The 25,086-nt window shown below is 69.5% G+C and carries 18 protein-coding genes, 1 tRNA gene and 1 riboswitch; of the genes, 5 read left to right on the top strand and 14 right to left on the bottom strand.

What is annotated here, in order from left to right; translation table 11 throughout:
- Nucleotides 1-8 precede the first annotated feature (8 nt).
- From lysS to mmsB, 4 genes are all read left to right on the top strand, one after another.
- The gene (gene lysS / locus QFZ27_RS02350; protein WP_429224477.1) at nt 9-1,520 is read left to right on the top strand and encodes a lysine--tRNA ligase; all 1,512 of its coding nucleotides are present in this window, start codon (nt 9-11) and stop codon (nt 1,518-1,520) included.
- 573 nt (nt 1,521-2,093) lie between these two features.
- On the top strand, nt 2,094-3,155 hold the full coding sequence (chvE, locus tag QFZ27_RS02345) for a multiple monosaccharide ABC transporter substrate-binding protein (RefSeq protein WP_429224476.1): 1,062 nt from the start codon (nt 2,094-2,096) through the stop codon (nt 3,153-3,155).
- Nucleotides 3,156-3,260: 105 nt separating this feature from the next.
- Complete coding sequence (gene mmsA / locus QFZ27_RS02340; RefSeq protein ID WP_429224475.1) at nt 3,261-4,829, top strand: multiple monosaccharide ABC transporter ATP-binding protein; 1,569 nt, start codon at nt 3,261-3,263, stop codon at nt 4,827-4,829.
- Complete coding sequence (gene mmsB, locus QFZ27_RS02335; protein WP_429224474.1) at nt 4,826-6,049, top strand: multiple monosaccharide ABC transporter permease; 1,224 nt, start codon at nt 4,826-4,828, stop codon at nt 6,047-6,049. The genes mmsA and mmsB overlap by 4 nt, the downstream gene beginning before the upstream one ends.
- 112 nt (nt 6,050-6,161) lie before the next feature.
- Here mmsB and thiD read toward each other — a convergent pair whose 3' ends face one another.
- The 8 genes from thiD to QFZ27_RS02295 all read right to left on the bottom strand — a co-directional run bounded on the left by thiD (nt 6,162) and on the right by QFZ27_RS02295 (nt 15,792).
- Entirely contained in the window at nt 6,162-6,962 is an 801-nt protein-coding gene (gene thiD / locus QFZ27_RS02330; RefSeq protein ID WP_429224473.1) for a bifunctional hydroxymethylpyrimidine kinase/phosphomethylpyrimidine kinase, read from the bottom strand.
- The gene (gene thiE / locus QFZ27_RS02325; RefSeq protein WP_429224472.1) at nt 6,959-7,621 is read right to left on the bottom strand and encodes a thiamine phosphate synthase; all 663 of its coding nucleotides are present in this window, start codon (nt 7,619-7,621) and stop codon (nt 6,959-6,961) included. Before thiE ends, thiD begins: the two co-directional genes overlap by 4 nt.
- Before the next feature lie 65 nt (nt 7,622-7,686).
- Nucleotides 7,687-7,781: riboswitch (TPP riboswitch) on the bottom strand.
- Between the two features lie 48 nt (nt 7,782-7,829).
- Complete coding sequence (locus tag QFZ27_RS02320; protein ID WP_429224471.1) at nt 7,830-9,692, bottom strand: vWA domain-containing protein; 1,863 nt, start codon at nt 9,690-9,692, stop codon at nt 7,830-7,832.
- 3 nt (nt 9,693-9,695) lie between these two features.
- Entirely contained in the window at nt 9,696-10,757 is a 1,062-nt protein-coding gene (locus QFZ27_RS02315) for an AAA family ATPase (RefSeq protein ID WP_429224470.1), read from the bottom strand.
- A complete protein-coding gene (rtcA, locus tag QFZ27_RS02310) occupies nt 10,754-11,794 on the bottom strand; it encodes an RNA 3'-terminal phosphate cyclase (RefSeq protein ID WP_429224469.1) in 1,041 nt (346 codons plus the stop codon). The genes QFZ27_RS02315 and rtcA overlap by 4 nt, the downstream gene beginning before the upstream one ends.
- Nucleotides 11,795-11,876: 82 nt before the next feature.
- On the bottom strand, nt 11,877-13,100 hold the full coding sequence (locus tag QFZ27_RS02305) for an RtcB family protein (RefSeq protein WP_429224468.1): 1,224 nt from the start codon (nt 13,098-13,100) through the stop codon (nt 11,877-11,879).
- Between the two features lie 395 nt (nt 13,101-13,495).
- Nucleotides 13,496-13,636: transfer RNA gene (locus tag QFZ27_RS02300), tRNA-Cys, on the bottom strand.
- A gap of 596 nt (nt 13,637-14,232) precedes the next feature.
- Complete coding sequence (locus QFZ27_RS02295; protein ID WP_429224467.1) at nt 14,233-15,792, bottom strand: vWA domain-containing protein; 1,560 nt, start codon at nt 15,790-15,792, stop codon at nt 14,233-14,235.
- 335 nt (nt 15,793-16,127) lie between these two features.
- Between QFZ27_RS02295 and rtcR the strand changes: the two genes are divergently transcribed.
- Nucleotides 16,128-17,732 carry an RNA repair transcriptional activator RtcR gene (gene rtcR / locus QFZ27_RS02290; protein ID WP_429224466.1) on the top strand — a complete coding sequence of 535 codons (1,605 nt, stop codon included), beginning with the start codon at nt 16,128-16,130 and terminating at the stop codon, nt 17,730-17,732.
- Nucleotides 17,733-17,978: 246 nt separating this feature from the next.
- On the opposite strand, the gene QFZ27_RS02285 is transcribed toward rtcR, so the two are convergent.
- The 6 genes from QFZ27_RS02285 to araD1 form a co-directional block, all read right to left on the bottom strand.
- A complete protein-coding gene (locus QFZ27_RS02285) occupies nt 17,979-19,418 on the bottom strand; it encodes an aldehyde dehydrogenase family protein (RefSeq protein WP_429224465.1) in 1,440 nt (479 codons plus the stop codon).
- Between the two features lie 75 nt (nt 19,419-19,493).
- Entirely contained in the window at nt 19,494-20,867 is a 1,374-nt protein-coding gene (locus QFZ27_RS02280) for a DNA recombination protein RmuC (RefSeq protein ID WP_429224464.1), read from the bottom strand.
- A gap of 42 nt (nt 20,868-20,909) precedes the next feature.
- Nucleotides 20,910-22,184, bottom strand: coding sequence for a phosphopyruvate hydratase (eno, locus tag QFZ27_RS02275; protein ID WP_429224463.1), 1,275 nt, complete (start codon nt 22,182-22,184; stop codon nt 20,910-20,912).
- Nucleotides 22,181-23,179 (bottom strand): phosphotransferase family protein, encoded by a 999-nt coding sequence (locus tag QFZ27_RS02270; RefSeq protein ID WP_429224462.1) that lies wholly within the window; start codon nt 23,177-23,179, stop codon nt 22,181-22,183. Before QFZ27_RS02270 ends, eno begins: the two co-directional genes overlap by 4 nt.
- A 4-nt stretch (nt 23,180-23,183) precedes the next feature.
- Nucleotides 23,184-23,912, bottom strand: a complete 729-nt coding sequence (locus QFZ27_RS02265) for an SDR family NAD(P)-dependent oxidoreductase (RefSeq protein ID WP_429224461.1) — start codon at nt 23,910-23,912, stop codon at nt 23,184-23,186.
- 171 nt (nt 23,913-24,083) lie between these two features.
- Nucleotides 24,084-25,085: an AraD1 family protein gene (araD1, locus tag QFZ27_RS02260; RefSeq protein ID WP_429224460.1), complete on the bottom strand. Its 1,002-nt coding sequence runs from the start codon at nt 25,083-25,085 to the stop codon at nt 24,084-24,086.
- Between the last annotated feature and the right edge of the window lies 1 nt (nt 25,086).

The following is a 25,086-nucleotide window of genomic DNA, read 5'->3' as shown; positions in this document are numbered from 1 at the left end:
GCCCTGCCATGTCCGACAGCGTCGAGAGCGTCCGCGCCCCGCACGACGATGCCGACAACCCGCTGAAGACGCCGCGGCTGGAGAAACTGCGGGCGCTGCGGGCGAAGGGGATCGACCCTTACCCCTATCATTACGAGAAGACTGCGGACGCCTCCGGGCTGCAGGCGCGCTATGCCGAGCTGCCGGCCGAGGCGGAGAAGCCGGAGGATGTGGTCCGCATCGCCGGCCGCATCCGGGCCTACCGCAACAGCGGCATGTTCATCGACCTGCACGACGTCGGCGGCAAGATCCAGGTGTTCTGCCACAAGGACTATGCCGACCCGGCGACGCTGGAACTTGTCGGGCTGCTCGACATCGGCGACCTGATCGGCGTCGAAGGCTTCATCCGCCGCACCAAGCGCGGCGAGCTGACCATCAACGTCCGGCACGTCACCCTGCTGGCCAAGACGCTGCTGCCGTTGCCGGAGAAGTATCATGGCCTGACCGATGTCGAGGCGCGCTACCGCCAGCGCTATCTCGACCTGATCATGAGCGAGGAGAGCCGCGAGACCTTCCGCGCCCGCAGCCGGATCGTCAGCGACATCCGCCGGCTGCTGGAGGAGCGCGGCTTCCTCGAGGTCGAGACGCCGATGCTGCACCCGATCCTGGGCGGCGCCTCGGCGCGGCCGTTCGTGACGCATCATAACACGCTCGACATGGACCTGTACCTGCGCATCGCGCCGGAGCTGTACCTGAAGCGTCTGATTGTCGGCGGCGTGTCGGAGCGGGTGTTCGAGATCAACCGCAACTTCCGCAACGAGGGCATCTCGACCCGGCACAATCCGGAGTTCACGATGCTCGAGCTGTACCAGGCCTATGCCGACTACACCGACATGATGGCGCTGGCCGAGGACATCTTCGCCGCCGCGGCGAAGGCTGCGACCGGTGGCACCACCGTGACCTTCGGCGAGCACCGGATCGAGTTCGGCGGCCAGTATCGCCGCGCCCCGATGACCGAGCTGGTGAAAGAGGCGACCGGCGTTGACTTCCTGCAGATCGAGGGCGCCGAGGCCGCGCGGGACGCGGCTCGCGGCCTGCAGTTCAAGGTCAGCGGCCGCGAGAACTGGGGCCAGGTGGTGGAGCTGGTGTTCGGCGAGACGGTGGAGCACACGCTGATCCAGCCGACCCATGTCACCGACATGCCGAAGGAGATCTCGCCGCTGGCCAAGGCGCATCGCAGCGACCCGCGCCTGACCGAGCGCTTCGAGACCTATGCCAATGGCTGGGAGATCGCCAACGCCTTCTCCGAGCTCAGCGACCCGCAGGACCAGTACGAGCGCTTCGCCGCCCAGGTCGCGGCCCGCGACGCCGGCGACGACGAGGCCCAGATGATGGACCGCGACTACGTCACCGCGCTGGAATACGGCCTGCCGCCCAGCGGCGGCATGGGCGTCGGCATCGACCGGCTGGTGATGCTGGTCACCAACTCCGCCTCGATCCGCGACGTCATCCTGTTCCCGACCCTGCGGCCCAGGAAGTAGGGCGCGCACTTCTCCCGTAAGAAGCCCTTTGCGTTGGCTCTCCCGCCTGGCGGGAGAGGTCGACAGCGCGTAGCGCTGGCGGGTGAGGGCTGGCACCGGCCTCGACAAAGAGCTCTCGCCCGGAGCCGCTTCGCGTCTCCGACCTCTCCCCGCAAGCGGGAGAGGCAATGCCGCGTGCTCGAAAGCCTCATAAAGTGAACGATCGCCTCGATTCCGCGGCGGCGCTTGACAGCGCGGCGGCTCGGCGAGAGATTACGCCAAATTGTATGAGGATTGGACCGGCAGGGCCGGCCACCGAGCAGCCACAGAGCGTCGCAGTCGCGTTCCACGGGGAGGAGCATATGGATTTCATCATATCGACGAGACGTCGGGCTTGAGTCTCCGGCGGCAGGCTGTCCGGCGTTCCGCGGGATCGCCGGCGCTGGATTCACAGGGAGTTCGTGACCGCGGACAGGCCGGCTGGAACAGCCGGAGCCGCTGCGGCATCATGGGCGGTCATGCGGCAACAATGCGCCGGGATCGTGCCGGAACGGCCGGCCGGGGCGCAGAAGAGTTTAGCAGAGGGAGAAAACGGTGAAGCTGATCTCATCCATCACGGCGCTGGCGCTGGGGCTGTCCGCCTTCGCGCTGTCGGCGCAGGCCGCCGAGAAGGGCCTCGTCGGCGTGTCGATGCCGACCAAGACCTCGGCGCGCTGGATCGCCGACGGCGACAACATGGTCAAGTCGCTGCAGGCCAAGGGTTACGAGGCCGACCTGCAATATGCCGGCGACGACATCCCGACCCAGCTGTCGCAGATCGAGAACATGGTCACCAAGGGCGCCAAGGTGCTGGTGATCGCCGCGATCGACGGCACCACCCTGTCCTCGGTGCTGCAGCAGGCGCATGACGCCGGGATCAAGGTCATCGCCTATGACCGCCTGATCCGCGACACGCCGAATGTCGACTACTACACCACCTTCGACAACTTCCAGGTCGGTGTGCTGCAGGCCGGCTCGCTGGTCGACGCCCTCGGCCTGAAGGACGGCAAGGGCCCGTTCAACGTCGAGCTGTTCGGCGGCTCGCCGGACGACAACAACGCCTTCTTCTTCTACGACGGCGCGATGTCGGTGCTGCAGCCCTACATCGACAGCAAGAAGATCGTGGTGCCGAGCGGCCAGATGGGCATGGACAAGGTCGGCATCCTGCGCTGGGACGCCGCCACCGCCCAGGCCCGCATGGACAACCTGCTGTCGGCCTATTACGGCGACAAGAAGGTCGACGCCGTGCTGTCGCCCTATGACGGGCTGTCGATGGGCATCATCGCCTCGCTCAAGGCGGTCGGCTACGGCTCGGGCGACCGGCCGCTGCCCTTCGTCTCCGGCCAGGACGCCGAGGTTCCGTCGGTCAAGTCGATCCTCGCCGGCGAGCAGTACTCGACCGTGTTCAAGGACACCCGCGACCTCGCCAAGGTCACCGTCGACATGATCGACGCCGTGATGGGCGGCAAGGAGCCGCAGGTCAACGACACCAAGACCTACAACAACGGGGTCAAGGTGGTGCCGTCCTACCTGCTGGTGCCGGTGCCGGTGACCAAGGACAACGTCCAGAAGGTGCTGGTCGACAGCGGCTACTACACCGCCGACCAACTGAAGTAATCTGATGTGCCCCCAGGGCCCCGTGCCTCCGGGCACGGGGCCCTGACGTTGCGTCCGCCGCGGTCTCCGCGGCAGGCCGGCGCCCGTGGCGAGCGGAGCCCTGTGGTGGATACGAGCAACCCCGTCGATACGATCCTGGAGATGCGCGGGATCACCAAGACGTTCCCGGGCGTGAAGGCGCTCAGCAACGTCAACCTCGCGGTCAAGCGCGGCGAGATCCATGCGGTGGTCGGCGAGAACGGCGCCGGCAAGTCGACGCTGATGAAGGTCCTGTCCGGCGTCTACCCGCATGGCTCCTACGAAGGCGAGATCTGGTTCGAGGGGAAGGAGCGGCACTTCCGCTCGATCGCGGACAGCGAACACGCCGGCATCATCATCATCCATCAGGAGCTGGCGCTGGTGCCGCTCCTGTCGATCGCCGAGAACCTGTTCCTCGGCAACGAGGTCGCGTCCCGCGGCATCATCGACTGGAACGAGACGCTGGTCCGGGCCCGGGCGCTGTTGACCAAGGTCGGGCTGAAGGAGAATCCGGCGACGCTGGTCACCAATATCGGCGTCGGCAAGCAGCAGCTGGTCGAGATCGCCAAGGCCCTGTCGAAGGAGGTCAAGCTCCTGATCCTCGACGAGCCGACGGCCAGCCTGAACGAGAGCGACAGCGACGCCCTCCTGGAGCTGCTGCTGGAGTTCAAGCGCCAGGGCATCTCCTCGATCCTGATCTCGCACAAGCTGAACGAGATCACCAAGGTCGCGGATTCGATCACCATCCTGCGCGACGGGTCGACCATCGAGACGCTGGATGCGCGGGGCGGCGAGGTCAACGAGGACCGGATCATCAAGGGCATGGTCGGGCGCGACCTGACCGACCGCTATCCCGAGCGCGAGCCGAAGCTGGGCGAGACCCTGCTCGCGGTGACGGGCTGGAGCGTCTATCACCCGCTGCATTCCGAGCGGCAGATGATCAAGGGCATCGACCTCAATGTCCGCGCCGGCGAGGTGGTGGGCATCGCCGGGCTGATGGGGGCGGGGCGGACCGAGTTCGCGATGAGCGTGTTCGGCCGGGCCTACGGCCAGAAGATCACCGGCACCGTCACGATGCGGGGCAAGCCGGCCGACCTCGGCACCGTGCCCAAGGCGATCGCCGCCGGCCTCGCCTATGTCACCGAGGACCGCAAGCAGCTTGGCCTGGTGCTGGGCGATTCGATCCAGCACAACATCCCGCTGGCCCATCTTCCCGGCGTGGCCCGCAGCGGCATCATCGACGAGATGCGCGAGCTCAAGGTCGCCTTCGACTACCGGCGCAAGCTCAACATCCGCTCCTCCGGCGTGCAGCAGCAGACGGTCAACCTGTCCGGCGGCAACCAGCAGAAGGTGGTGCTGAGCAAGTGGCTGTTCGCGGAGCCCGAGGTGCTGATCCTCGACGAGCCCACCCGCGGCATCGACGTCGGCGCCAAATACGAGATCTACACGATCATCAACCAGCTGGTGGCGTCCGGGAAGGGCGTCATCATGATCTCGTCGGAAATGCCCGAGCTCCTGGGCATGTGCGACCGGATCTACGTCATGAACGAGGGCCGGATCTGCGCCGAGATGCCGGCGAGGGAAGCCTCTCAGGAAAACATCATGCGGGCGATCATGCGCTCGAGAGAGATTGGGCCTAGGGAGGCCAGGCAATGACCACCGAAATCACCGCTCTGCAGGAGCGCGCGAACACCCGGATCGGCGAGTTCCTGAAGAACAACATCCGCGAATACGCGATGCTGCTCTCGCTGGTCGCGATCATGATCTTCTTCCAGATTGCAACCGACGGCCGGCTGTTCACGCCGCTGAACCTGAGCAACCTGATCCAGCAGAACGCCTACGTCATCGTGCTGGCCTTCGGCATGCTGCTGGTGATCGTCAGCGGCCATATCGACCTGTCGGTCGGGTCGGTGGCGGGCTTCGTCGGCGCGGTCGGCGGCGCGCTGATGGTGTGGCAGGGCCTCAACCCCTGGCTTGCCGCCATCGCCTGCCTGGCGCTGGGGGCGGTGATCGGGGCCGCCCAGGGCTATTTCATCGCCTACCGCAAAATCCCGTCCTTCATCGTCACCCTGGCGGGAATGCTGGCCTTCCGCGGCCTCTGCATCATGGTGCTGAACGGCGAGCGCGCCGGGCCGGTGCCGGTCGAATTCCAGAAGATGTCCTCGGGCTTCATCTTCGAGCCGTTCGGATCGCTGCCGGAGCTGTTCACCGGCAACGGCAAGGTCTGGATCACCACGCTGCTGATCAGCCTGGCCGTGCCGCTGATCCTGGTGTGGTTCAACGTCCAGAAGCGGCGCAACGAGATCCAGCACGGGGTCGAGCAGGAGCCGCTGCTGTTCTTCATCATCAAGAACGTGGCGACGCTGGTGGCGCTGGCCGGGCTCGGCTACCTGCTGGCCACCTATAACGGCCTGCCCAACATCCTGATCCTGATGGGCGTGCTGGTGGTGCTCTATGCCTTCGTCACCACCCGCACCACGCTCGGCCGCCGCATCTACGCGGTCGGCGGCAACGAGAAGGCGGCCAAGCTGTCCGGCATCAACACCGAGAAGCTGGTGTTCCTGACCTTCGTCAACATGGGGGTGCTGGCGGCGCTGGCCGGGCTGATCACCACGGCACGCCTGACCTCGGCGACGCCGCAGGCCGGCAACCAGTACGAGCTCGACGCCATCGCCGCCTGCTTCATCGGCGGCGCCTCGGCCTCGGGCGGCGTCGGCAAGATCACCGGCGTGGTGATCGGCGCCTTCATCATGGGCGTGATGAACAACGGCATGTCGATCCTCGGCCTCGGCATCGACCTGCAGATGGTGATCAAGGGCCTGGTCCTGCTCGCCGCCGTCGCCTTCGACGTCTACAACAAGAATAAGGTCGGCTGAGACGTACCGCTCCAGTGCGAAGGCGGGCGCTCGGGGTTCCGGCGCCCGCTTTTTTCTTGGATCTTTCTTGTCTGTCATTGCCGGGCTTGACAGAAAAAGGGAACCCCGACCGCTACCCCCACCAGCGGTGGAAATGGTGCAGCGGCCCGTGGCCGCCGCCGACGGACAGGCGGTCGGCTGCGGCCAGCGCCCCGGTCAGGTAGGTCTTCGCCTCGCGCACCGCCGTCTTCAGGTCGGGCCGCTGCGGCAGCAGCGCAGCGATGGCCGAGGACAGGGTGCAGCCGGTGCCGTGGGTGTTGCGGGTGGCGATCCGCGGCGCCGCCAGGGTCAGCGACCCGGCCGCACTCAGCAGCAGATCCGGGCTCTCCGCCTCCGCCAGATGGCCACCTTTCAGCAGCACGGCCTTGGGCCCGAGCGCCAGCAGCGCCGCGGCGATCTCCGGCATCTCGTCCCGATGCCCCGCCGGTGCGCGGCCCAGCAGGTCGGCGGCCTCCGGCAGGTTCGGTGTGACCAAGGCGGCCAGCGGCAGCAACTCCTCGCGCAGCGCCGCCACGGCGTCGGGGTCGAGCAGCCGGTCGCCGCTCTTCGCCACCATCACCGGGTCGACCACCACCCGGGTCAGCCCATGCCGGCGCAGCGCCTCGGCCACCACGCGCACGATCTCGCCGGTGGCCAGCATGCCGATCTTGACCGCGTCGATCCGGATATCGGCCAGCAGACAGTCGATCTGCCGGGCGACGAAGGCCGGCGGCACCAGCTCCACCGCCTGCACCCCGCGGGTGTTCTGGGCGACCAGCGCGGTGATCACCGAACAGCCATAGGCGCCGAGGGCCGAGAAGGTCTTCAGATCGGCCTGGATGCCGGCTCCGCCCGAAGGGTCGGTGCCGGCGATGGTCAGGACATTCGGGATCATCGCGCCCTCCCTTCCGCCACCGCTGCCGAGATCGCCCGGGCCGCCGCTTCCGGATCAGGCGCGGCGCAGATCGCCGAGACCACGGCGACGCCGTCGGCTCCGGCCGCGACCACATCGGCGGTCCGTGCCGCATCGATGCCGCCGATGCCGACCGCGGGCAGCGGCACCAGCCGGCGCAGCGCCCGGAATCCGTCGACCCCGATCGCCGGCCGGGCTTCGGCCTTGGTGGTGGTGGCGAAGACCGGGCCGATGCCGGCGTAGTCGGCGATCTCGGTGTCTACCGCCCGCGCCTCGGCCGCGTCATGCACGGTGACGCCGACGATGCGGCCGGGGCCGAGCAGGCGCCGCGCCGTCGCCGCCGGCATGTCGCGGTCGCCGAGATGGACGCCATCGGCGCCGACCGCCAGCGCCACGTCGACCCGGTCGTTGATCACCAGCTTCACGCGATGCGGCGCCAGCGCCGCCTGCAGCGCCCCGGCCGCGGCGATCAGGTCTCGGGTGGTCGCGTCGGGGTCGCGCAGCTGCACGATGGTGACGCCACCCCGGGCCGCCGCCGCGGCCACGGCGGCGACGCCGCGCGGCCCGCTCAGCCGCGTGTCGGTGACCAGATAGACCGACAGGTCGAAGCGCTGCCTCGTTTCCGGTGCCGCAACAGCCATTCCGCTCCTCCGTTGCCGGCGGAGAGGGCGGTCGGCGATCGATCCTGAGGATCCGGGGCCCATGGCGGGCATCGCGTGACGGCTCCCTTCGCTGGCATGACCCAGATCAGGTTCGACGGGTATGATCTCAGCCCGTTTCCAGGCACCCCGTGTCACTTCCGCGTCCAGGCTCGCAAGCCGGGAAGGCCGGTGTCAAGCGCACCGGCCTTCACTCCGGCCGTTCGAAGTGGAATTGCGGCGCGGCGCTGCGGAAGGGCAGGCGGGCGCCTTCCGGCATCAGGAAGGCGTGCTCCCGGCGGATCGACAGCACGTCGCAGGCGCCGTCGGTGATGACCAGGATCGGCGCCTCGCGCGGGAAGTCGCCGACACCCTCCAGCCGGGCGATGGCCGGCTGCAGCACGGTGCCGCCGCGGCCGCGGATCTCCACCCGCTGCAGCAGCACCTCCGGCGGCACGTAGCCCATGTCGTGGATGCCGGCGTCGCATTGCACCACGCGCACCAGTGGCACCTCGCGGGTGAGGGCATAGCTGGCGATGGCCCCGAGCGCCCGGGCCAGCAGCCGCGGCGGCATCGAGCCGGAGGTGTCCAGCACCGCGCCGAAGGTGCGGGTGGCCAGCCGCTCCTCCGGGCGCAGCCAGACCGGCCGCGGAATGTCGGGCGTCGCCGCCTGCCGCCGGCTGGCGCGGGCGAAGCTGCGCCGGCTGTCCAGCGGCGGGAAGAACGCGTCCAGCCACTGGCCCAGCCGGACGTCCCAGGGGATCGGCGGGTGCTGGATCGCCCGGATCTCCTCGACCAGCTCGCCGGGCAGCTCGCCGCGCCCGATCCCGGCCAGATGCAGATCCAGCCCCTCGGCCAAGGCGCGGCGATAGAAGGCGTCCAGGTCGGTGCCCGGCCCGGTCCACCAGGCCGGCGGCCGGTTCCCCAGCATGTCGACCTTGCCCTGGCCGCGCAGGGTGCGGGCCTTGTTCAGTCGCCGGATCAGGCGCAGATCGCGGGTGATGCGATCGTAGATCGCCTCCGCCGACTCGCGCTCGAAGCCCAGCTCGGGGTCCAGCAGCAGGGTGTCGAACGGGACCTCGCCGACGCCCATCTCGACCAGCCAGCCATTGATCACATAGTCGCAGGCGATGTTCCACAGATAGGGATCGCGGCCCTGGCGGCGCGGCTCGTGGCGCAGCCCGACATGCAGCAGCTCGTGCGCCATGACGAATTTCAGCCCGTCGTGGGTCCAGGGAAATTTCGGATTCAGGTAGATCCGCTGCAGCTCGGTGTCGACGGCGGCGACGGCGATGTCCAGCTGCCGGCACAGCGCCTCGTCCTCGACGATCTCGAAGGTCGCCGCCAGCGCCGCCAGCAGCGGATAGCTGGCGACGAACCAGGCGCGGGCGCGCTCCGCCGGCGAATTCGGGTTGCGCTTCGGCCCGGCCGGACTGCGCGCGGCGGTGCCGGCCGCCTCGATCGCCTCGGCGACGCTGCGGCGGATGGCGTCCGCCAGCCTCTCCTCATGCTCTCGCCGGAACGCCGGCGTCAGCGGCGGAGCGTCGGTGGCGATGATCCAGCCGGGCTCCCCCGTGCCGGCGAGGCCCAGCCGCGGCTGCGCCGCCAGAGCGGCCGGGTCCTCGGCCATCCAGCGTGCCAGCTCCGCCACGTCGCGGCCCGGCGGTTGCGCCGGCCAGGGCAGGCTCTCGGGGCGGCGGCCGATGCCCAGCGGGCGCAGGAACTCGGCCGCGGCCAGGCCGCAGGCCGTCCGCCAGGCCTCGTCGGTGCGGGCCGGATCGACATGGTTCAGATGCTCGTGCAGCAGCGCCTGGGCCAGGACATGGGCCCATTCCGCCGGGTCGGCGCGACGCCAGACATTGGCCTCGATCGTCAGCAGCGGCTTGCCGCTGGGACGGTGGCGCGTCAACGCCAGCCGGGCGAAGCCCTCGGGCGGGAAGGGCCGGGAGGGCCGCGCCGGCCGCCATTCCGACCCGTCGATCAGCCAGGCGAACAACGGATGGTCGCCCAGGAGGGCGCAGCCTGCGGCGATGGCGCGCCAGTACTCCTTCGGCGGTTCCCGGACCTTGGCCATCCGTCAGCCCGCCCGCTGTGCCGCCAGCCGCGGCAGGGCGCGCGCCAGTTCGATGGTGTACCAGGCCGGCAGGGCGGCGCCGCTCTCGGTCTCGGTCACCACCAGCTGCGCCAGCTCGGTGGAGATCCGGGCCAGGGTCACGATCAGCTCCTTCGACCGGTTGGCCAGCTGCCGCGCCTCGCGCCCGGCGGCGCCCTCATCCTCCGGCAGCTCCTTGATCAGCCGGTCGCGCAGCTGCTGCACCAGGAAGTACAGGATGTCCCGCTCCTCCGGCTTCTCCGGCCAGCCGCGGTCGCCCTTCAGGATCGCCGACAGGTCGTGCGCCCGCTCGCGCAGCTTGGCGAAGGCGGTGAACTGCTGGGCATGCGCCGGGGTCAGCAGGCCGCCGGCCAGCACCTTGACCTCCTCCAGCGTGATGCCCGGGCCGTAGGCGTGCAGGGCGCGGGACAGCATGTCCCAGGCGCGCGGGGTCGAGAACGGCTCCTCATGCTTCGGCGGCCTGGACCAGAGATGGTCGGACCGCTGCGTCACATAGGACACGACCAGCTCGTGCACCCCGGCGCCGCCGGCCCAGTCCAGCCAGTCGCGGGCCGAGGCGCGCAGCTGGACATGGACCAGGCGATTGACCAAAGCGGATGACAGCGGCCGGGTGATCGCCGCATCCTCCGTCCGGTTGCCGGCACCGATCACGATGGTGCCCTCGGGCAGGTGGAACTCGCCCACCCGCCGGTCCAGGATCAGCGAGTAGAATGCCTTCTGCACCTCGTGCGAGCAGGCGTTCAGCTCATCCAGGAACAGGCAGTAGGGCTCGTCCCGCGCGATCATGGTCGGCGGGCAGAAGCGGGACTTGCCGTCGACGATCTGCGGCACGCCGATGATGTCCTCCGGCGCCAGCTGCGAGCCGAGCGGCGACACGCAGGGCAGGCCGACGGACTCGGCGAAGGCCTGGACCAGGGCCGATTTGCCGATCCCCGGCGGCCCCCAGATGAAGACCGGCAGGACGCTGGCCACGTTCAGCAGGAACGGGGCCAGCGTCCTCGGCGTCAGGGTCTGCGCGGCGTTCATGCCGCCTCCTTCTGCGTTCGTCCGTCCACCGTGACCAGCACGCTGTCGCCGGTGCGGCGGGTGACCGCGATCCGCGAGCCCAGGAAGGCCTCGATGACCGCGATGTTGGTCAGGGTGTGCGGCGTCGGCTCGACCGTCAGGAACCGGCCGCCGGCGCCCAGCGCCATGGGCAGCAGCAGCTGGTCCGCCAGATGCGGGCCGACCGGGGCGTGGCTGGCGAGATACAGCCGCACCGCCTTCGCCGTCGCGGCGGCGATCGCCTCCGCCGGCACGCCGGGCTGGCCGTGGCCGGTGAAGACCTCGGTCACGTGCTCATGCGCCACCGTCACGGTCAGGCAGTTGCCCGGCCCGCCCGCAGCCACGGCGCGGCCGGGGACGACCGCCTCCTCCGGCCAGCATAGGGTCTTGGCGACGGTTGCGATCTCCCGCGTCGCGACATGCAGCGGCAGGTGGGTGACAACCGCCTCCACCCGGCGCGACAGCAGGGTGCCGCGCCGATCCAGCATCAGTGGTGCCGGCCGGCCGCGCGGCATGACCTCGACCTCGATGACGCCGCCGCCCGCCGGGTAGAAGCCGTGCCGGTGCAGCGCCGCCCGGGCGTGGAAGCCCATGCGGTGCAGCAGTGGCAGGAAGGCGCGCTCGACGAAGTCGAAGCTCGGCGCGGCCATGGCATGGGTGCCGCCCTGCAGCCGCAGCCGCGACGGGGCGTCCGCCAGCGCCAGCGGCAGCAGCACGGTCTGCAGCACCAGCAGCGTCGACCCGGCCGAGCCGATGGCGAACTCATAATCGCCGGGCATGACCGGCCCCGGCGCGAAGCCGAGCGCGGTCGAGCCCAACTCGGCTCCCGTCACCGCGGCCCGGCCGATCGCGGCGGCCGCCTTCACGGCGGTCAGGTGCTGGCGCAGCAGGCCCGGCTTGGCGCGCCCCGCCCGGATCTTCTCGATCCGGAACGGGATTCCGGTGGCCAAGGACAGGGTCAGGGCCGAGCGCAAGATCTGGCCCCCGCCCTCGCCCTGGGATCCGTCGATCGTGGTCATGGTCGGTTCTTTCGTTTCTTGTTGAGACCACGAGCAACGGCGGGCAGCGGTCCGGCTGCCCGGACCGCTGCCCGTGGCGTCTCTACCCCTTCACACAGACGATCTGGCGCAGCGTGTGCACGACCTCGACCAGATCCGACTGGGCGGCCATCACGGCGTCGATGTCCTTGTAGGCCTTGGGCGTCTCGTCGATGACACCCTCGTCCTTCCGGCACTCGATCCCCGCGGTGGCGGCGGCATGGTCGGCGACCGTGAACCGCCGCTTGGCCTCGGTCCGCGACATCACCCGCCCGGCCCCGTGGGAGCACGAGCAGAAGCTGTCGGGGTTGCCCTTGCCGCGGACGATGAAGGACCGCGCCCCCATCGATCCCGGGATGATGCCCAGGTCGCCCTCGCGGGCACGCACCGCGCCCTTGCGGGTGACCCAGACGTTCTCGCTGAAGTGATGCTCCCGCTCCATGTAGTTGTGGTGACAGTTGATCGCCTCGTCGGTGACGCCGAAATCGGTGAAGGCGGCGGCCATCGCCGCCAGCGCCTGCTTCAGCATCACGTCCCGGTTGGCGCGGGCGTAGTCCTGCGCCCAGCCGACCGCGTCCATGTAGTCGACGAACATCTCCGAGCCCTCGGCCAGGTAGGCCAGGTCCCGGTCCGGCAGGTGGATGAACTGCCGCTCCATCTCGCGGCGCGCCGCGGCGATGAAGAAGCTGCCGATGCGGTTGCCGACGCCGCGCGAGCCGGAATGCAGCATCACCCACACGCGGTCGTCCTGGTCCAGGCAGACCTCAATGAAGTGGTTGCCGCCGCCCAGCGTGCCGATCTGCCGCGCCGGCGAATGCCGGGTGGAGATCGCCGGGTACTTCTGCTGCAGCACGTCGTAGCGCTGCTTGAAGCCCGAGTACCAGGCGTTCTCCGAAGCGCGCGGCACGTCCTGCCCGTGATCGGCCATCCCGACCGGGATCACCGCCTCGAGCGCCGAGCGCAGCCCGGACAGGCTGTCCGGCAGCTGGTGGCTGGTCAGGGTCGTGCGCACCGCGCACATGCCGCAGCCGATGTCGACGCCGACCGCCGCCGGGATGATCGCGCCACGGGTCGGGATCACCGATCCGATGGTCGCGCCCTTGCCGTAATGCACGTCCGGCATCGCCGCGACATGCTTGTGGATGAAGGGCAGGGTCGCGGTGTTCAGCAGCTGCTGGCGCGAGCCGTCGTCCACGGGCACGCCGCGGGTCCACATCTTGACCGGCTTGGCGCGCGTGTCGCGCGCCGGGGCGAAGCTTTCGGTGAGAAGGTCGTAGGTCCGGTCCATGATGCGTATCCTTAAGTCCAGAAGGCCGCATGGCGACAAGGGTGATGAAACGCTTGCCCGTCCGGACCGAAGTCCGGGCGGGTCCTGCTCTACCGCTGAGCTACGGGCCCGGCCCATGAGGGAAAGGACCCGGCGGGATTCGAACCCGCGACCAGGGGAGTGACAGTCCATGGAGTTCCATCGGCATTCGCCATGCGTTCGGGTGCAGCAACAAGGGGTGGCGGGATCTCCCGCGCCGCGGCGAACCGCGATGCGGGCGAGGACTCGAACCTCACGGCTTGCGCCGCTGCCTGATGGAATCCCGGCCGGCATTCGCTGCGATCTATGGTCCTTTCAAAGGTTGCGCGGGTGCGGCGACAAGGTTTTGCGAGAGTGTTCGTGAGCTACCGGACCTCGCGGCCCGGGCGGATTCGAACCGCCACCTCCTGCCTTGCGGCAGGCGCTCTGACCAATGGACTCGCGCAGGCATTCGCCGCGCGAGAAGTGTGACGACAAGGGTGGCGAAACCATTGCTCGGCCGCTGAGCGACGGGGCCGGTGATGGAAACCGGACCCGGCGGGAGTCGAACCCGCCTGCATGGAGTTCCGCCGGCATTCGTCACGAAGACACGGGTCGGCTGGGGGGACGAGGGATGCCGGGACAGCCGCCGCCGAAGCGGCGCCTGCGTGTGACGGCAGGTTTTCAACGTAGTCCCGACGGCATTCCCCCCGGCGTCCGGCCGTTCCCCACCGACCGGCCGCCCGCCCGACGACGAAGATCGGGAGAGAGACCCGCACCGTTGGTACGATGTTGGTCGGTGCGACTGTACTCTCCACGGCATTCGCCGGGTCGGCGTCCGGCCGGATCGATCCTTCGGCTATGGCGACGAAGGTGTGCGAGAGCGGGCTTCCGGCGCTGCGGCCGAAGGCGTGTCTCCACACGCCGCGCCCATCTTTGGAGGATGGACTCCCGCACGGCATTCGCCATGGCTTCCAACCGGGAGGACGAGGGGTGGCCGGGACAACGCCGCCGAGGCGGCTCCCCGCGTGCGGCCGGTTGCCCGGCCCACCTTCGAGGTTATGATGGAGTTCCGACCGCATTCCTCCCGGCCGGGACCGGGCGTCCGGTTTCCCGGACCCCCGGCCCCGAGCCGTCAGAGCACGATCCGCTCGATCTCGTCGACCCAGCGGTCCGCGCCCGACCCGTCCGCGGCGAAGGCGGCGATCGCGTCGAACACCGCGTCGGAGAAGCCCCCAACGTTGAGGATGTCCGCCCGCTCCTGCGCCTGCGTCGTGGCATAGGGCTGGATGTCGATGCAGACCAGCCTGGCCTCAGGGTTCCTCTCCTTCAGCTTCGCCCAGGCCTGCATCAGCCCGGTGCCCTGGTGCGGGTGCTTCGCCGCATCGACCCAGGACTGGTTGTCCGAGACGAAGACGACGAGGTCGACCGAAGCGCGCTCCGCCACCAGCCGCTCGACCGGGGCCGAGCAGTTGGTGCCGCCACCACCGATGGCGGCCAGCTTCCGCGCATTGGTCATCACCGCATCGCGCGGGTTGAGGTCGATCTCGACCACATCCCGCTCGAACGGCATGACTCGGGCCGACCGGTTGGCCCGCAGCACCGCCGCCGCCACCAGCGCGGCGACGTCGATGCAACGCACCGACGTCGTCCCGCCGGCCCGGTGGCCGGTGACCGGGGAGCTCATCGACCCCGACACGTCGGGGCAGACGACCACCCGGCCGGCCAGCGTCGGGACGTTGCCGACCGCGACTTCCATCGCGTCCTGCAGCGCCTCGCGGACGACCGTGGGCACTCCCGTGCCAGTCATGGCGTAGGCCGCCATCAGCTGGTACGGGAACACCCGGGCGCGCCGGATCGCCTCCGGGTCGCGCAGCCTTGCCGCCACCCGCTCGGCGAACCCGTCCACCTCGAACACGCCGTGGCGCGCGAAGGTGTTCAGGTTCATCCGCAACATGTGCCAGCCGGCCTTCTCCCCGATCGCCGCCCAGTGCTCCCGCGTCAGCGGCAGCGCCGTCAGCATCTGGAAGGGCACGTCCGGCACCGGCGCCGACGGGTCGCGCTTGAAGGCCTCGAAGGCTCGCACGACCTCCGGCAACGCCGCGGCGTCATGGGGCCGGCCGATCAGCCAGCCATACAGCGCCTGGCGCGACGGAGTCGCCGGCTTCGGGTGCACCATCCTGATCACATCGGCCAGCGAGGGGGCCTGCCCCACCGCCGCCCGCATGATCTCGAGGTCCGAGGCCTGCTCCAGCCACTCCTGCACCAGCCGCTTCGGCCGGGTGCCGAGCGACTTCCTCCCGACGGCGCCCGACCGCATGATCTGCACGAAGCTGCGCAGCATCGGGCCGTTGTCGACGACGCGCCGGAAGGCCGGCGTGACGTCGGGCGACGGCAGGGTCGACAGAAGGGCGACCAGCAGGGCCGGCATGTCCTTCATGTGCCCCCGCTCCCGGGCGTAAACCGCGGTGCGGGCGATGAATCCGGGCTCGACCTCGCGGGCGAGGGCGAGCACCTGGTCCAGCTGCTCCCGCGCATCGGCGTAGAACGTCCGATGGAGCGTCCCGGTCGCCGCCAGCTGCGCCAGGGCGTGGCGCGGCGTCAGGGCATAGGCCTGGGCCCCTTCGTGGTTCACGGCGTCGCTGCGCGGAAGCAGCCTTCCCATCAGCGAAGCAAACACGGACTTGTTTGCCATGATCGTCATCCTTCGGTTGCACCACTCCATAAGCGAAGCGCGTGCCAACTCCGGATGGCCGATCGGCTGATTTCTGCTAACCTACTGATAATATAGAGATAAAAATTTTTCCGGCTGCGATTTACACACTTCGGCCGGTCGGTCATGATAGAGAAAATCGATCCCATAAGATCGATGTTTATCTTATGGGATAGTAACGGCGGCCCCGAAGTAACCCATCATGGCGAGCCCCGAAGGGGCGTGGCCATCCAGCGTCACCGCCCTCTGGATGGCCACGTCGCTGCGCTCCTCGCCATGACGAAAGGGGTTCTCGATGATGGGGTAGGGGTAAGATCATGCCGAAGCGTCGCGTGGTCATCGGCTTCATCGGCACCACCATGGATGCCGGCAAGCTGGACAGCCGGTGGGAGCGGTGGCGGCCGACCGTGGCGCTGTGCCAGCACGAGGACATGCTGGTCGACCGGCTAGAGCTGATCCACGACACCCACTCCGCCGCGCTGGCCAAGCGCGTCGCCGGCGACATCCAGGCGGTGTCGCCGGACACGGTGGTCCGCTTCAACCTGATGAACCTGCGCAACGCCTGGGACTTCCAGGAGGTGTTCGCGGCGATGCTGGATTTCGCCCGGGCCTACGACTTCGACACCGAGGACGAGGAGTACCTGGTCAACATCACGACCGGCACGCATGTCATCCAGATCTGCTGGTTCCTGCTGGCCGAGGCGCATTATCTGCCGGCCCGCTTGCTGCAGCTGACCCCGCCGAAGCGGTGGGAGGCAGGGCATCCCGGCGGCTACGATGTCATCGACCTCGACCTGTCGCGCTACGACCGCATCGCCACCCGCTTCGAGGCGGAGCGGGTGGAGGCGGCGTCGTTCCTGAAATCCGGCATCGCCACCCGCAACGCCGCCTTCAACCGCATGATCGACCAGATCGAGCAGGTGGCGGTCCGGTCGAAGGCGCCGCTGCTGCTGATCGGCCCGACCGGGGCCGGCAAGTCGCAGCTGGCGCGCCGGATCTACGATTTGAAGAAGGCGCGGCACCAGGTCGAGGGACCGTTCGTCGAGGTCAACTGCGCCACGCTGCGCGGCGACGGCGCCATGTCGGCCCTGTTCGGCCATGTGAAGGGCGCCTTCACCGGGGCGCTGCAGGACCGCGCGGGGCTGCTGCGCTCGGCCGATGGCGGCATCCTGTTCCTCGACGAGATCGGCGAGCTGGGGCCTGACGAGCAGGCGATGATCCTGCGCGCGGTGGAGGAGAAGCGGTTCCCCCCGGTCGGCGCGGACAGGGAGGTGGCCAGCGACTTCCAGCTGATCGCCGGCACCAACCGCGACCTCTCGGTCGACGTCGCCCGCGGCCGGTTCCGCGAAGACCTGCTGGCCCGGCTGAACCTGTGGACCTTCACTTTGCCGGGGCTGCGCGACCGGCGCGAGGACATCGCCCCGAACCTGGAGTTCGAGCTGCGTCGCCATGCCGAGCGGGAAGGGGTGCAGATCACCTTCAACCGCGAGGCGCGCGACCGCTACCTGGCCTTCGCCACCGCGCCCGAGGCGGTGTGGAGCGCGAATTTCCGCGACCTCGGCGCCTCGATCACACGGATGGCCACCTTCGCCCCCTCCGGCCGGATCAACGAGGCGGTGGTGGAGGAGGAAATCGAGCGACTGAAGCGCACCTGGTCGCGCGGCGGCGGCGAGGACGGTGGCGAGGCGCTGCTGGCCGGGCTGCTGGGGCCGGAGCGGCTGGCGCAGATCGACCTGTTCGACCGCGCCCAGCTGGCCGCCGTGGTCGGGGTGTGCCGGACCAGCAGCTCGCTCAGCGCCGCCGGCCGCACCCTGTTCGCCGCGTCGCGGGCCCAGAAGACGAGCGCCAACGATGCCGACCGCCTGCGCAAATACCTCGCCCGCTTCGGCCTGGACTGGCACGCGGTGGCAGGCGGGGCTTAAGGCGGGTCTTGCTCTCTATTCTCCCCCTCCCCTTGCGGGAGGGGGCAGGGGAGGGGTCTGCGCGTGTGCGCAAAGGGCGGGTTTCGCCATCGGGACCGGATCGCCAGAGTCCGAGCCGGTCATAGGCTTCGACCCCCCGCAAGGGGAGGGGGAGGATGAAATGCTTAGTTCCGCAAGCGTCACCTCATACAGAAAGGGCCCGGCCGTCGCCGGCCGGGCCCTCCTGAACTCCGTCTCCGGACGAGATCAGCCCGGGAAGGTGTAGGCGGTCTTGACCACGGTGTAGAACTCCGCGGCGTAGCGGCCTTGTTCGCGCGGGCCGTAGCTGGAGCCCTTCCGGCCGCCGAACGGCACGTGATAGTCCACACCCGCGGTCGGCAGGTTCACCATCACCATGCCGGCCTGGCTGGCCCGCTTGAAGTGGCTGGCGTACTTCAGGCTCGAGGTGGCGATGCCGGCGGACAGGCCGAACTCGGTGTCGTTCGCCGTGGCCAGCGCCTGCTCGTAATCCTTGACCCGGATCACCGAGGCGACCGGCCCGAAGATCTCCTCGCGGTTGATCCGCATGTCGCTGGTGGTCTCGGTGAATAGCGCCGGGGACAGGTAGAAGCCCTCGGTCTCGCGGTTCAGCCGCTCGCCGCCGAACGCCAGCTTGGCACCTTCCTTGACGCCGATGTCGATGTAGGACAGGTCCTGGTCCAGCTGGCTCTGGTCCACCACCGGGCCCATCTCGGTGCCCTGCTTCAGCGCGTTGTCGACCTTCAGCGCCTTCAGCTTCTCGGTCATCGCCGCGACGAAGCGGTCATGGATGCCCTCGGTCACGATCAGGCGCGACGAGGCGGTGCAGCGCTGGCCGGTGGAGAAGAAGGCGCTGTTGGTGGCGGCCCCGACGGCGGTGTTCAGATCCGCGTCGTCGAGGATGACCATCGGGTTCTTGCCGCCCATCTCGAGCTGCACCTTCTTGCCCAGCTCGGCGCAGCGCAGGGCGATGCTGCGGCCGGTGCCGACCGAGCCGGTGAAGGTGATGGCGTCGATATCCTTGCTGGCGACGAAGGCCTCGCCGACCACCGAGCCGCGGCCCATCACCAGGTTGAACACGCCGGAAGGAACGCCCGAATCGACGATGATCTGCGACAGGGCCCAGGCGCTGCCCGGCACCAGGTCGGCCGGCTTGAACACGACGCAATTGCCGTAGGCCAGGGCCGGCGCGATCTTCCAGGCCGGGATCGCGATCGGGAAGTTCCAGGGCGTGATCAGGCCGATGACGCCGATCGGCTCACGCGTGATCTCGACATCGATGCCGGGGCGGACCGAGGCCAGCTTCTCGCCCTGAATGCGCAGCACCTCGCCGGCGAAGAACTTGAAGATCTGGCCGGCGCGGGCAGCCTCGCCGATGCCCTCGGGCAGGGTCTTGCCCTCCTCGCGCGACAGCAGGCGGCCCAGCTCCTCCTTCCGCGCCAGGATGGTGTTGCCGATCTTGTCGAGCAGGTCGTGCCGCTCCTGCAGCGTGGTCATCGACCATTTCGGGAAGGCCGCACGGGCCGCGGCGATCGCCTGCTCCGCCTGGGCGCGGTCGGCGCGGCTGTACTCGCCGACCACGTCCGACAGGTCCGACGGGTTCACGTTCTTCGCCGCGTCCGGGCCTTCGACCCATGAGCCGGCGATGTAGTTGGCGTGGACGCTCATCTGGTTTCCTCTTCTCGACCTATTGTCGGATGAATGATGACTGGATAGGGCCGGCGGCCTTCCGATGCAACAGGGCTATCGCGTCTCTTCTTCCGCCGGACTGTCGGAAAGGACGGGCGGCATCTCGGCGTCGGGAGCATCGAGCTCCAGGATCGGCGCGGCCTTGTCCATCGGCAACTCCTCCACCTCGCGCAGCTTGCGGTGGATGGCGCGGCTGCGGATGCCGATCTGGTGGATCACGTTCTGGCCCTCCTGCAGCTTCTTCTCGACCTTGGTCATCAGCTCGCCATAGGTGCGGAACTCGGTCTTCACCGCGCCCAGCACCTGCCAGATCTCGGCCGATTTCTCCCGGATCGCCAGGGTGCGGAAGCCCATGCGCAGGCTGGACAGGAAGGCGCCCAGGGTGGTCGGCCCCAGGATGGTGACACGGTGCTGCTCGCGGATCGATTCGCGCAGGCCCGGCCGACGCAGGATCTCGGCGAACAGCCCCTCGGTCGGCACGAACAGCACGGCGAAATCGGTCGTGGTCGGCGGGCAGATGTATTTCGTGGCGATCTTCTTCGCCTCGTCCCGGATCCGCCGCTCCAATTGCCGGCCGGCGGCGTCGACCGCCAGGGCGTCGCCGGCCTCGACCGCCAGGATCAGCCGCTCGTAATCCTCCTGCGGGAACTTGCTGTCGACCGGCAGCAGCACGCCCTCGGGCAGGCGGATGGCGAATTCCACCGTCTCGGCGCTGTCCGGCCGCGGCCGGGCGTTGCGCACCAGCTGGTCCTCGGTCAGCACCTGCTCCAGCAGGGCATCCAGCTGCTCCTCGCCGAAGGTGCCGCGGGTCTTCACCCCGGACAGCATCTTCTTCAGGTCGCCGACGCCGCCGGCCAGCACCTGCATCTCGCCCAGGCCCCGATGCACCCGCTCCAGCCGCTCGCTGACGGTCTGGAACTGGGTCTGCAGCCGCGCTTCCAAGGTCGCCTGCAGCTTCTCGTCGACCGTGGCGCGCATCTGCTCCAGCTTCGCCTCGTTCTCCTTGCGCAGCGACTGCAGGTTCAGGTCCATGGTCTCGCGCAGCCGGTTCTGGCTCTGCGCCATCGAGTCGGACAGGGCCTGCAGCCGGGCGGCGACGGTGTCGAGCCGGGTCTGCTGGGTCTCGCCGATCGCCTTCATGGCGCCGACCAGGGTCTCGCCGGTGTGGCGCAGCGACGATGCGATCTCCTGCCGCTGCCGGCTGTCCCGCGCCTCGGCCGAGGCCTCGCTGCGCCGCTCCGCCGTCTGCAGCTCATGCTCCACCCGGGCGAGGTCGGTGCGCAGCCCATCGACGGCGCCGCTCAAGGGCGCGAGGTCCAGCCTCGGCCGGCGGAACACGGCCACGAGCAGCGTCAGCAGCGCCACCAGCAGGATGGCCAGGCCGAGGATGCGGAGATCGATCTGGGCGAGCAGCGAAGCGACGCTCATGGACTCATCCGGTTGCGGGACGGGCAGAACACTCCAGACCCGTCACCCGCGCAAGACGCTTCGGCCGGCGAAGATGGCGCGGCCGCCCAATCCCTCCTCGATCCTCAAGGCCGCATTCCACTTCGCCATTCGCTCCGACCGGGCGAAGGACCCGACCTTCAGCTGGCCGACGCCCCAGCCGACCGCGAGGTCGACAATGGTGGTGTCCTCGCTCTCGCCCGAGCGGGCGGAGACGATGCCGCCGAGGCCTGCCGTCTTCGCCGCCTCCCACGCCGCCCTGGTCTCGGTCAGCGTGCCGCGCTGGTTCGGCTTGATCAGCACGGTGGTGCAGGCCTTGGCAATCGCGGCGTCGCGCACCCGCGCCGCGTCGGTGACCAGGAAGTCGTCGCCGACCACCTGCACCCGGTCGCCGATCGCGGCGGTGATGGCGCGGAAACCGGCGGCGTCGTCCTCTGCTACCGGGTCCTCGACCGAGACGATCGGCCAGCGCCGGGTCCAGCCGGCAACCAGTTCGACCATCTCGCCGGTGTCGAGATCCCGCCCCTCGAAGCGGTAGCGGCCGTTGCGGCCGAACTCCGAGGCGGCGATGTCGAGCGCGATCGCCACCTCCTCGCCGGGCCGGCGGCCGGCACGCTCGATGGCGCGGAGCAGCATGTCGAGTGCTTGCGATGCGTCCGTGAAGTCCGGCCAGAAGCCGCCCTCGTCGGCGACGCCGTACAGCTTGCCGGCTTCGGCCATCAGCGACCCGGCGGCGCGATAGACCTCGGCGGTCCAGTCCAGCGCCTCGGCGAAGCTGCCGGCGCCGGGGCAGACCACCAGGAAGTCCTGCACGTCCAGCCGCCGCCCGGCATGGGCCCCGCCGCCGAAGATCTGGATCTCGGGCAGGGGCAGCAGCGTGGCGCCGTCGCCGCCCAGATGGCGCCACAGCGGCAGGCCGGCGGCAGCCGCGGCGGCATGGGCGGCCGCCATCGACACGGCAATGGTGGCGTTGCCGCCCAATCGACCCTTGTCCGGCGTGCCGTCGAGCTCGATCAGCACCCGGTCCAGCCCGGCCTGGTCGGCGGCGTCGAACCCCGCCAGCGCCTGCGCGATCTCGCCATTGACCGCGGCGACCGCGCCCTGCACGTCATGGCCGCCGAAGGCCGCGCCGCCGTCGCGCTTGTCCCGTGCCTCGCCGGAGCCGGTGGAGGCGCCGGCCGGGGCGATGGCTCGGCCCCAGGCGCCGCCCTCCAGCCGGATCTCGGCCTCGACCGTCGGCCGCCCGCGACTGTCCCAGACGCGCCGGCCACGGATCCCGGCGATGGTGGTGCGGGTCATGCGCTCAGCTCCTCAGTCCAGGCGATCCGAATCTCGGCCAATCGTGCCGGCGGGTCCAGCAGCAGCATCCGGGCCACGCGGCGCACGCGGTCCCTCTGCGCCACATCGGCCAGGTACTCGGCCGGCGACTTGCCGTCGACCCGGGCCAGGAACAGGCCGGGCAGCAGCCGGGCGGCGCGGGATTCGAAGGCGGCGGCCGGCTCCCAGTCCACCCCGGCGAGATAGGCCGCGGCCAAGGCATCGAAGCAGGCCAGGAAATCCGGCGCCGAGTCCGGCCGCCACAGCCCCTTCAGCAGCAGGTGGTTCAGGCAGAAGGCCAGGTCGAAGGCGGGGTCGCCCCACCAGGCGCATTCGGCATCCAGGACCACCGGCCCGTCCGGCCCGACCAGGATGTTCTTCGGGCTGACATCGCCATGCACCAGGGCCCGCTTCGTCGTCCGCGTGGTCTCGACCAGCGCGTGCAGCGCCGGGGCGCAGTCCGGATGGGCGGCCGCGGTCGCCACCAGATAGGGCTCGAGGCGGATGTCATAGAAGATGGCGTCGGTCGGGAACTCGGCGGCCAGGGCCGGATCCGCCGCCGTGGCGGCATGGATGGCGGCGAGGCGCCGCCCGACCTCGGCGGCGAAGGCCGGATCGGCCCGGCCGTCCCGCAGCTCGGCCTTCCACACCGGATGGTCCTCCGGCGCCAGATAGGCCATGGCCAGCGCCCCGGCCGCCTCGTCCTGGCCCAGCAGCCGCGGCACCGCCTGCGGCACGATGCCGGCCGCGACCCGCATCCAGCGCGCCTCGTACAGGTTGCGCGCCACCGGCGCCCGCCAATCGGCGGCCACCCGCAGCTTGGCCAAAGCCCGTTTGACGCAGATCGGGCCCGTGGCGAGATCGACTCGGAAGATGTCGGAGGAGACGCCGCCGGTCAGCGCGGTGAAGCGCGGCGTCTCGTCCGGCCCGGCCAACCCCATCCGGCGCAGCGCCGCCAAGAGGTCGGCGTCGGCCATCGGTTCAGTAAGTTGCGCGGCCGCCAGACAGGTCGAAGACGGAGCCGGTGGTGAAGCTGTTCTCGGCCGAGCACAGCCAGGCCACCATCGACGCCGCCTCCTCGACCTTCAGGAACCGGGCGCGCGGGATGCGCGACAGCATGTAGTCGATATGCTCCTGGCTGATCTGCTCCAGGATCCGGGTCTTCGCCGTCGCCGGGGTGATGCAGTTGACCGCGATGTCGTGGCCCGCCAGTTCCTTGCCCAGCGACTTGGTCAGGGCGATCACGCCCGACTTGGCGGCGGAATAGGCGCTGGCGTTGGGGTTGCCCTCCTTGCCGGCGATCGAGGACACGTTGACGATGCGGCCGTAGTTGCGGGCGATCATGCCCGGCACCACCGCCCGGCAGCAGTAATAGACTGCGTTCAGGTCCAGCTCGATCACCTGGCGCCAGATGTCGATCGGATAATCCCAGGTCTTCACCGACGGCCCGGCGATGCCGGCGTTGTTGATCAGGATGTCGATCCGGCCCTGGGCCTCCACCGCCGCGGCGACCGCCGCGGCATCGGTGACGTCGATGGCGACGCCCGTGGCACCGATCGCCTTGGCCGTCGCCTCGACCAGCGCCTGGTCGCGGTCCCACAGCACCACCTGGGCGCCCGAGGCGATGAAGCGCTCGGCGACCGCCCGGCCGATGCCCTGCGCCCCGCCGGTGACCACGGCCAGCTTGCCGTCGAGATCGATCCTGTTCATCCGCGTTTCCCCGTGTTCCGCCTGGAGGCGGAGTTTGTCCATTCTTCCCATCTGTCATCCTCGGGCTTGACCCGAGGATCCAGGGGCGGCCAGGGCGGCTCTCCGTGGCCCCTGGATGCCCGGGTCAAGCCCGGGCATGACAGGAAGGGTGGGCTTGTGCCCTGCCCGAGCCTACAGCGCCCGCACCGTCACCGTCTCCTCCGCCGCGCGCGCGAGGGGGTTGCGCAAGGCGCGGCCGAAAGCCTTGGCTTCGATCTCGAAGCGGTCGCCCGGCTCCGGCTTGATGCCGTCGGTGACGCTCAGCGTCGCGGTGCCGAAGAAGTGCAGATGCACGTCGCCCGGCCGGCGGAACAGCGCGTATTTGAAGTGGTGGTGCTCCAGATTGGCGATCCAGTGGCTCATATTGGCCTCGCCGCTCAGGAACGGCTTCTCCCAGATCGTCTTGCCGCCGCGGGTGATGCGGCTGGTGCCGCGCACATCCTCCGGCAGGGGGCCGACCAGCAGCTCCGGCCCGACCGAGCATTGGCGCAGCTTGGAATGCGCCAGCAGCAGGTAGTTCTGCCGCTCGGTGATGTGGTCGGAGAACTCGTTGCCGATGGCGAAGCCGACGCGCCAGGGCGTGCCGTCCGGCCCGATCAGGTAGCAGCCGGTGATCTCCGGCTCCTCGCCGCCATCCAGCGCGAAGGACGGCATCGTCAAGGGCTGCTCGCCGGCGACGACGATCGAGCCGTCGCCCTTGTAGAACCACTCCGGCTGCACGCCCGGCTGGCCGCCCGTCTCGCCCCCGGCCGGCTTGCCGCCGGTGAGGCCGTCCCGGAACATCTTCATGCTGTCGGTCAGCTTCTCGGCCTCGCCGAGGTTCTTGTGCATCTGGTCGCGGGCGTCGGCGCTGCCGAGATGGGTCAGGCCAGTGCCGGTGACGATGCAATGCGCCGGATCGGGATGGTCCAGCGGCGCCAGCAGGCGGGCCTCGGCGATCACCGCATCGTAGGAGTCGGTGCCGGCGCCGTCATCGGCCGCGGCCAGCTCGGCGATGGTCTTGCCCGACGCGATCGCGGCCTGGGCCAAGTCATAGGTGGTGTCGAAGGCGGACAGCAGCTTCAGCGTGTCACCGCCCGAGACGATGCCGACGCGCCGGTCGCCGGCCTTGGTGCGCAGTTGGATCAGATTCATT

Origin of the sequence: Inquilinus ginsengisoli (assembly GCF_050434925.1) — a bacterium.
In the GTDB taxonomy this organism is placed as follows: domain Bacteria; phylum Pseudomonadota; class Alphaproteobacteria; order DSM-16000; family Inquilinaceae; genus Inquilinus; species Inquilinus ginsengisoli_B.
Note: the sequence above shows the minus strand (reverse complement) of the source record. Positions and strands in the feature narration are given on the sequence as shown.

What these genes read in the sequence shown, in the direction of transcription:
- lysS (WP_429224477.1), top strand. Translation starts at nt 9, where the DNA reads ATGTCCGACAGCGTCGAGAGCGTCCGCGCCCCGCACGACGATGCCGAC.
- mmsB (WP_429224474.1), top strand. Translation starts at nt 4,826, where the DNA reads ATGACCACCGAAATCACCGCTCTGCAGGAGCGCGCGAACACCCGGATC.
- thiD (WP_429224473.1), bottom strand. Translation starts at nt 6,962, where the DNA reads ATGATCCCGAATGTCCTGACCATCGCCGGCACCGACCCTTCGGGCGGA.
- thiE (WP_429224472.1), bottom strand. Translation starts at nt 7,621, where the DNA reads ATGGCTGTTGCGGCACCGGAAACGAGGCAGCGCTTCGACCTGTCGGTC.
- QFZ27_RS02320 (WP_429224471.1), bottom strand. Translation starts at nt 9,692, where the DNA reads ATGGCCAAGGTCCGGGAACCGCCGAAGGAGTACTGGCGCGCCATCGCC.
- QFZ27_RS02315 (WP_429224470.1), bottom strand. Translation starts at nt 10,757, where the DNA reads ATGAACGCCGCGCAGACCCTGACGCCGAGGACGCTGGCCCCGTTCCTG.
- rtcA (WP_429224469.1), bottom strand. Translation starts at nt 11,794, where the DNA reads ATGACCACGATCGACGGATCCCAGGGCGAGGGCGGGGGCCAGATCTTG.
- QFZ27_RS02305 (WP_429224468.1), bottom strand. Translation starts at nt 13,100, where the DNA reads ATGGACCGGACCTACGACCTTCTCACCGAAAGCTTCGCCCCGGCGCGC.
- QFZ27_RS02295 (WP_429224467.1), bottom strand. Translation starts at nt 15,792, where the DNA reads ATGGCAAACAAGTCCGTGTTTGCTTCGCTGATGGGAAGGCTGCTTCCG.
- rtcR (WP_429224466.1), top strand. Translation starts at nt 16,128, where the DNA reads ATGCCGAAGCGTCGCGTGGTCATCGGCTTCATCGGCACCACCATGGAT.
- QFZ27_RS02285 (WP_429224465.1), bottom strand. Translation starts at nt 19,418, where the DNA reads ATGAGCGTCCACGCCAACTACATCGCCGGCTCATGGGTCGAAGGCCCG.
- QFZ27_RS02280 (WP_429224464.1), bottom strand. Translation starts at nt 20,867, where the DNA reads ATGAGCGTCGCTTCGCTGCTCGCCCAGATCGATCTCCGCATCCTCGGC.
- eno (WP_429224463.1), bottom strand. Translation starts at nt 22,184, where the DNA reads ATGACCCGCACCACCATCGCCGGGATCCGTGGCCGGCGCGTCTGGGAC.
- QFZ27_RS02270 (WP_429224462.1), bottom strand. Translation starts at nt 23,179, where the DNA reads ATGGCCGACGCCGACCTCTTGGCGGCGCTGCGCCGGATGGGGTTGGCC.
- QFZ27_RS02265 (WP_429224461.1), bottom strand. Translation starts at nt 23,912, where the DNA reads ATGAACAGGATCGATCTCGACGGCAAGCTGGCCGTGGTCACCGGCGGG.
- araD1 (WP_429224460.1), bottom strand. Translation starts at nt 25,085, where the DNA reads ATGAATCTGATCCAACTGCGCACCAAGGCCGGCGACCGGCGCGTCGGC.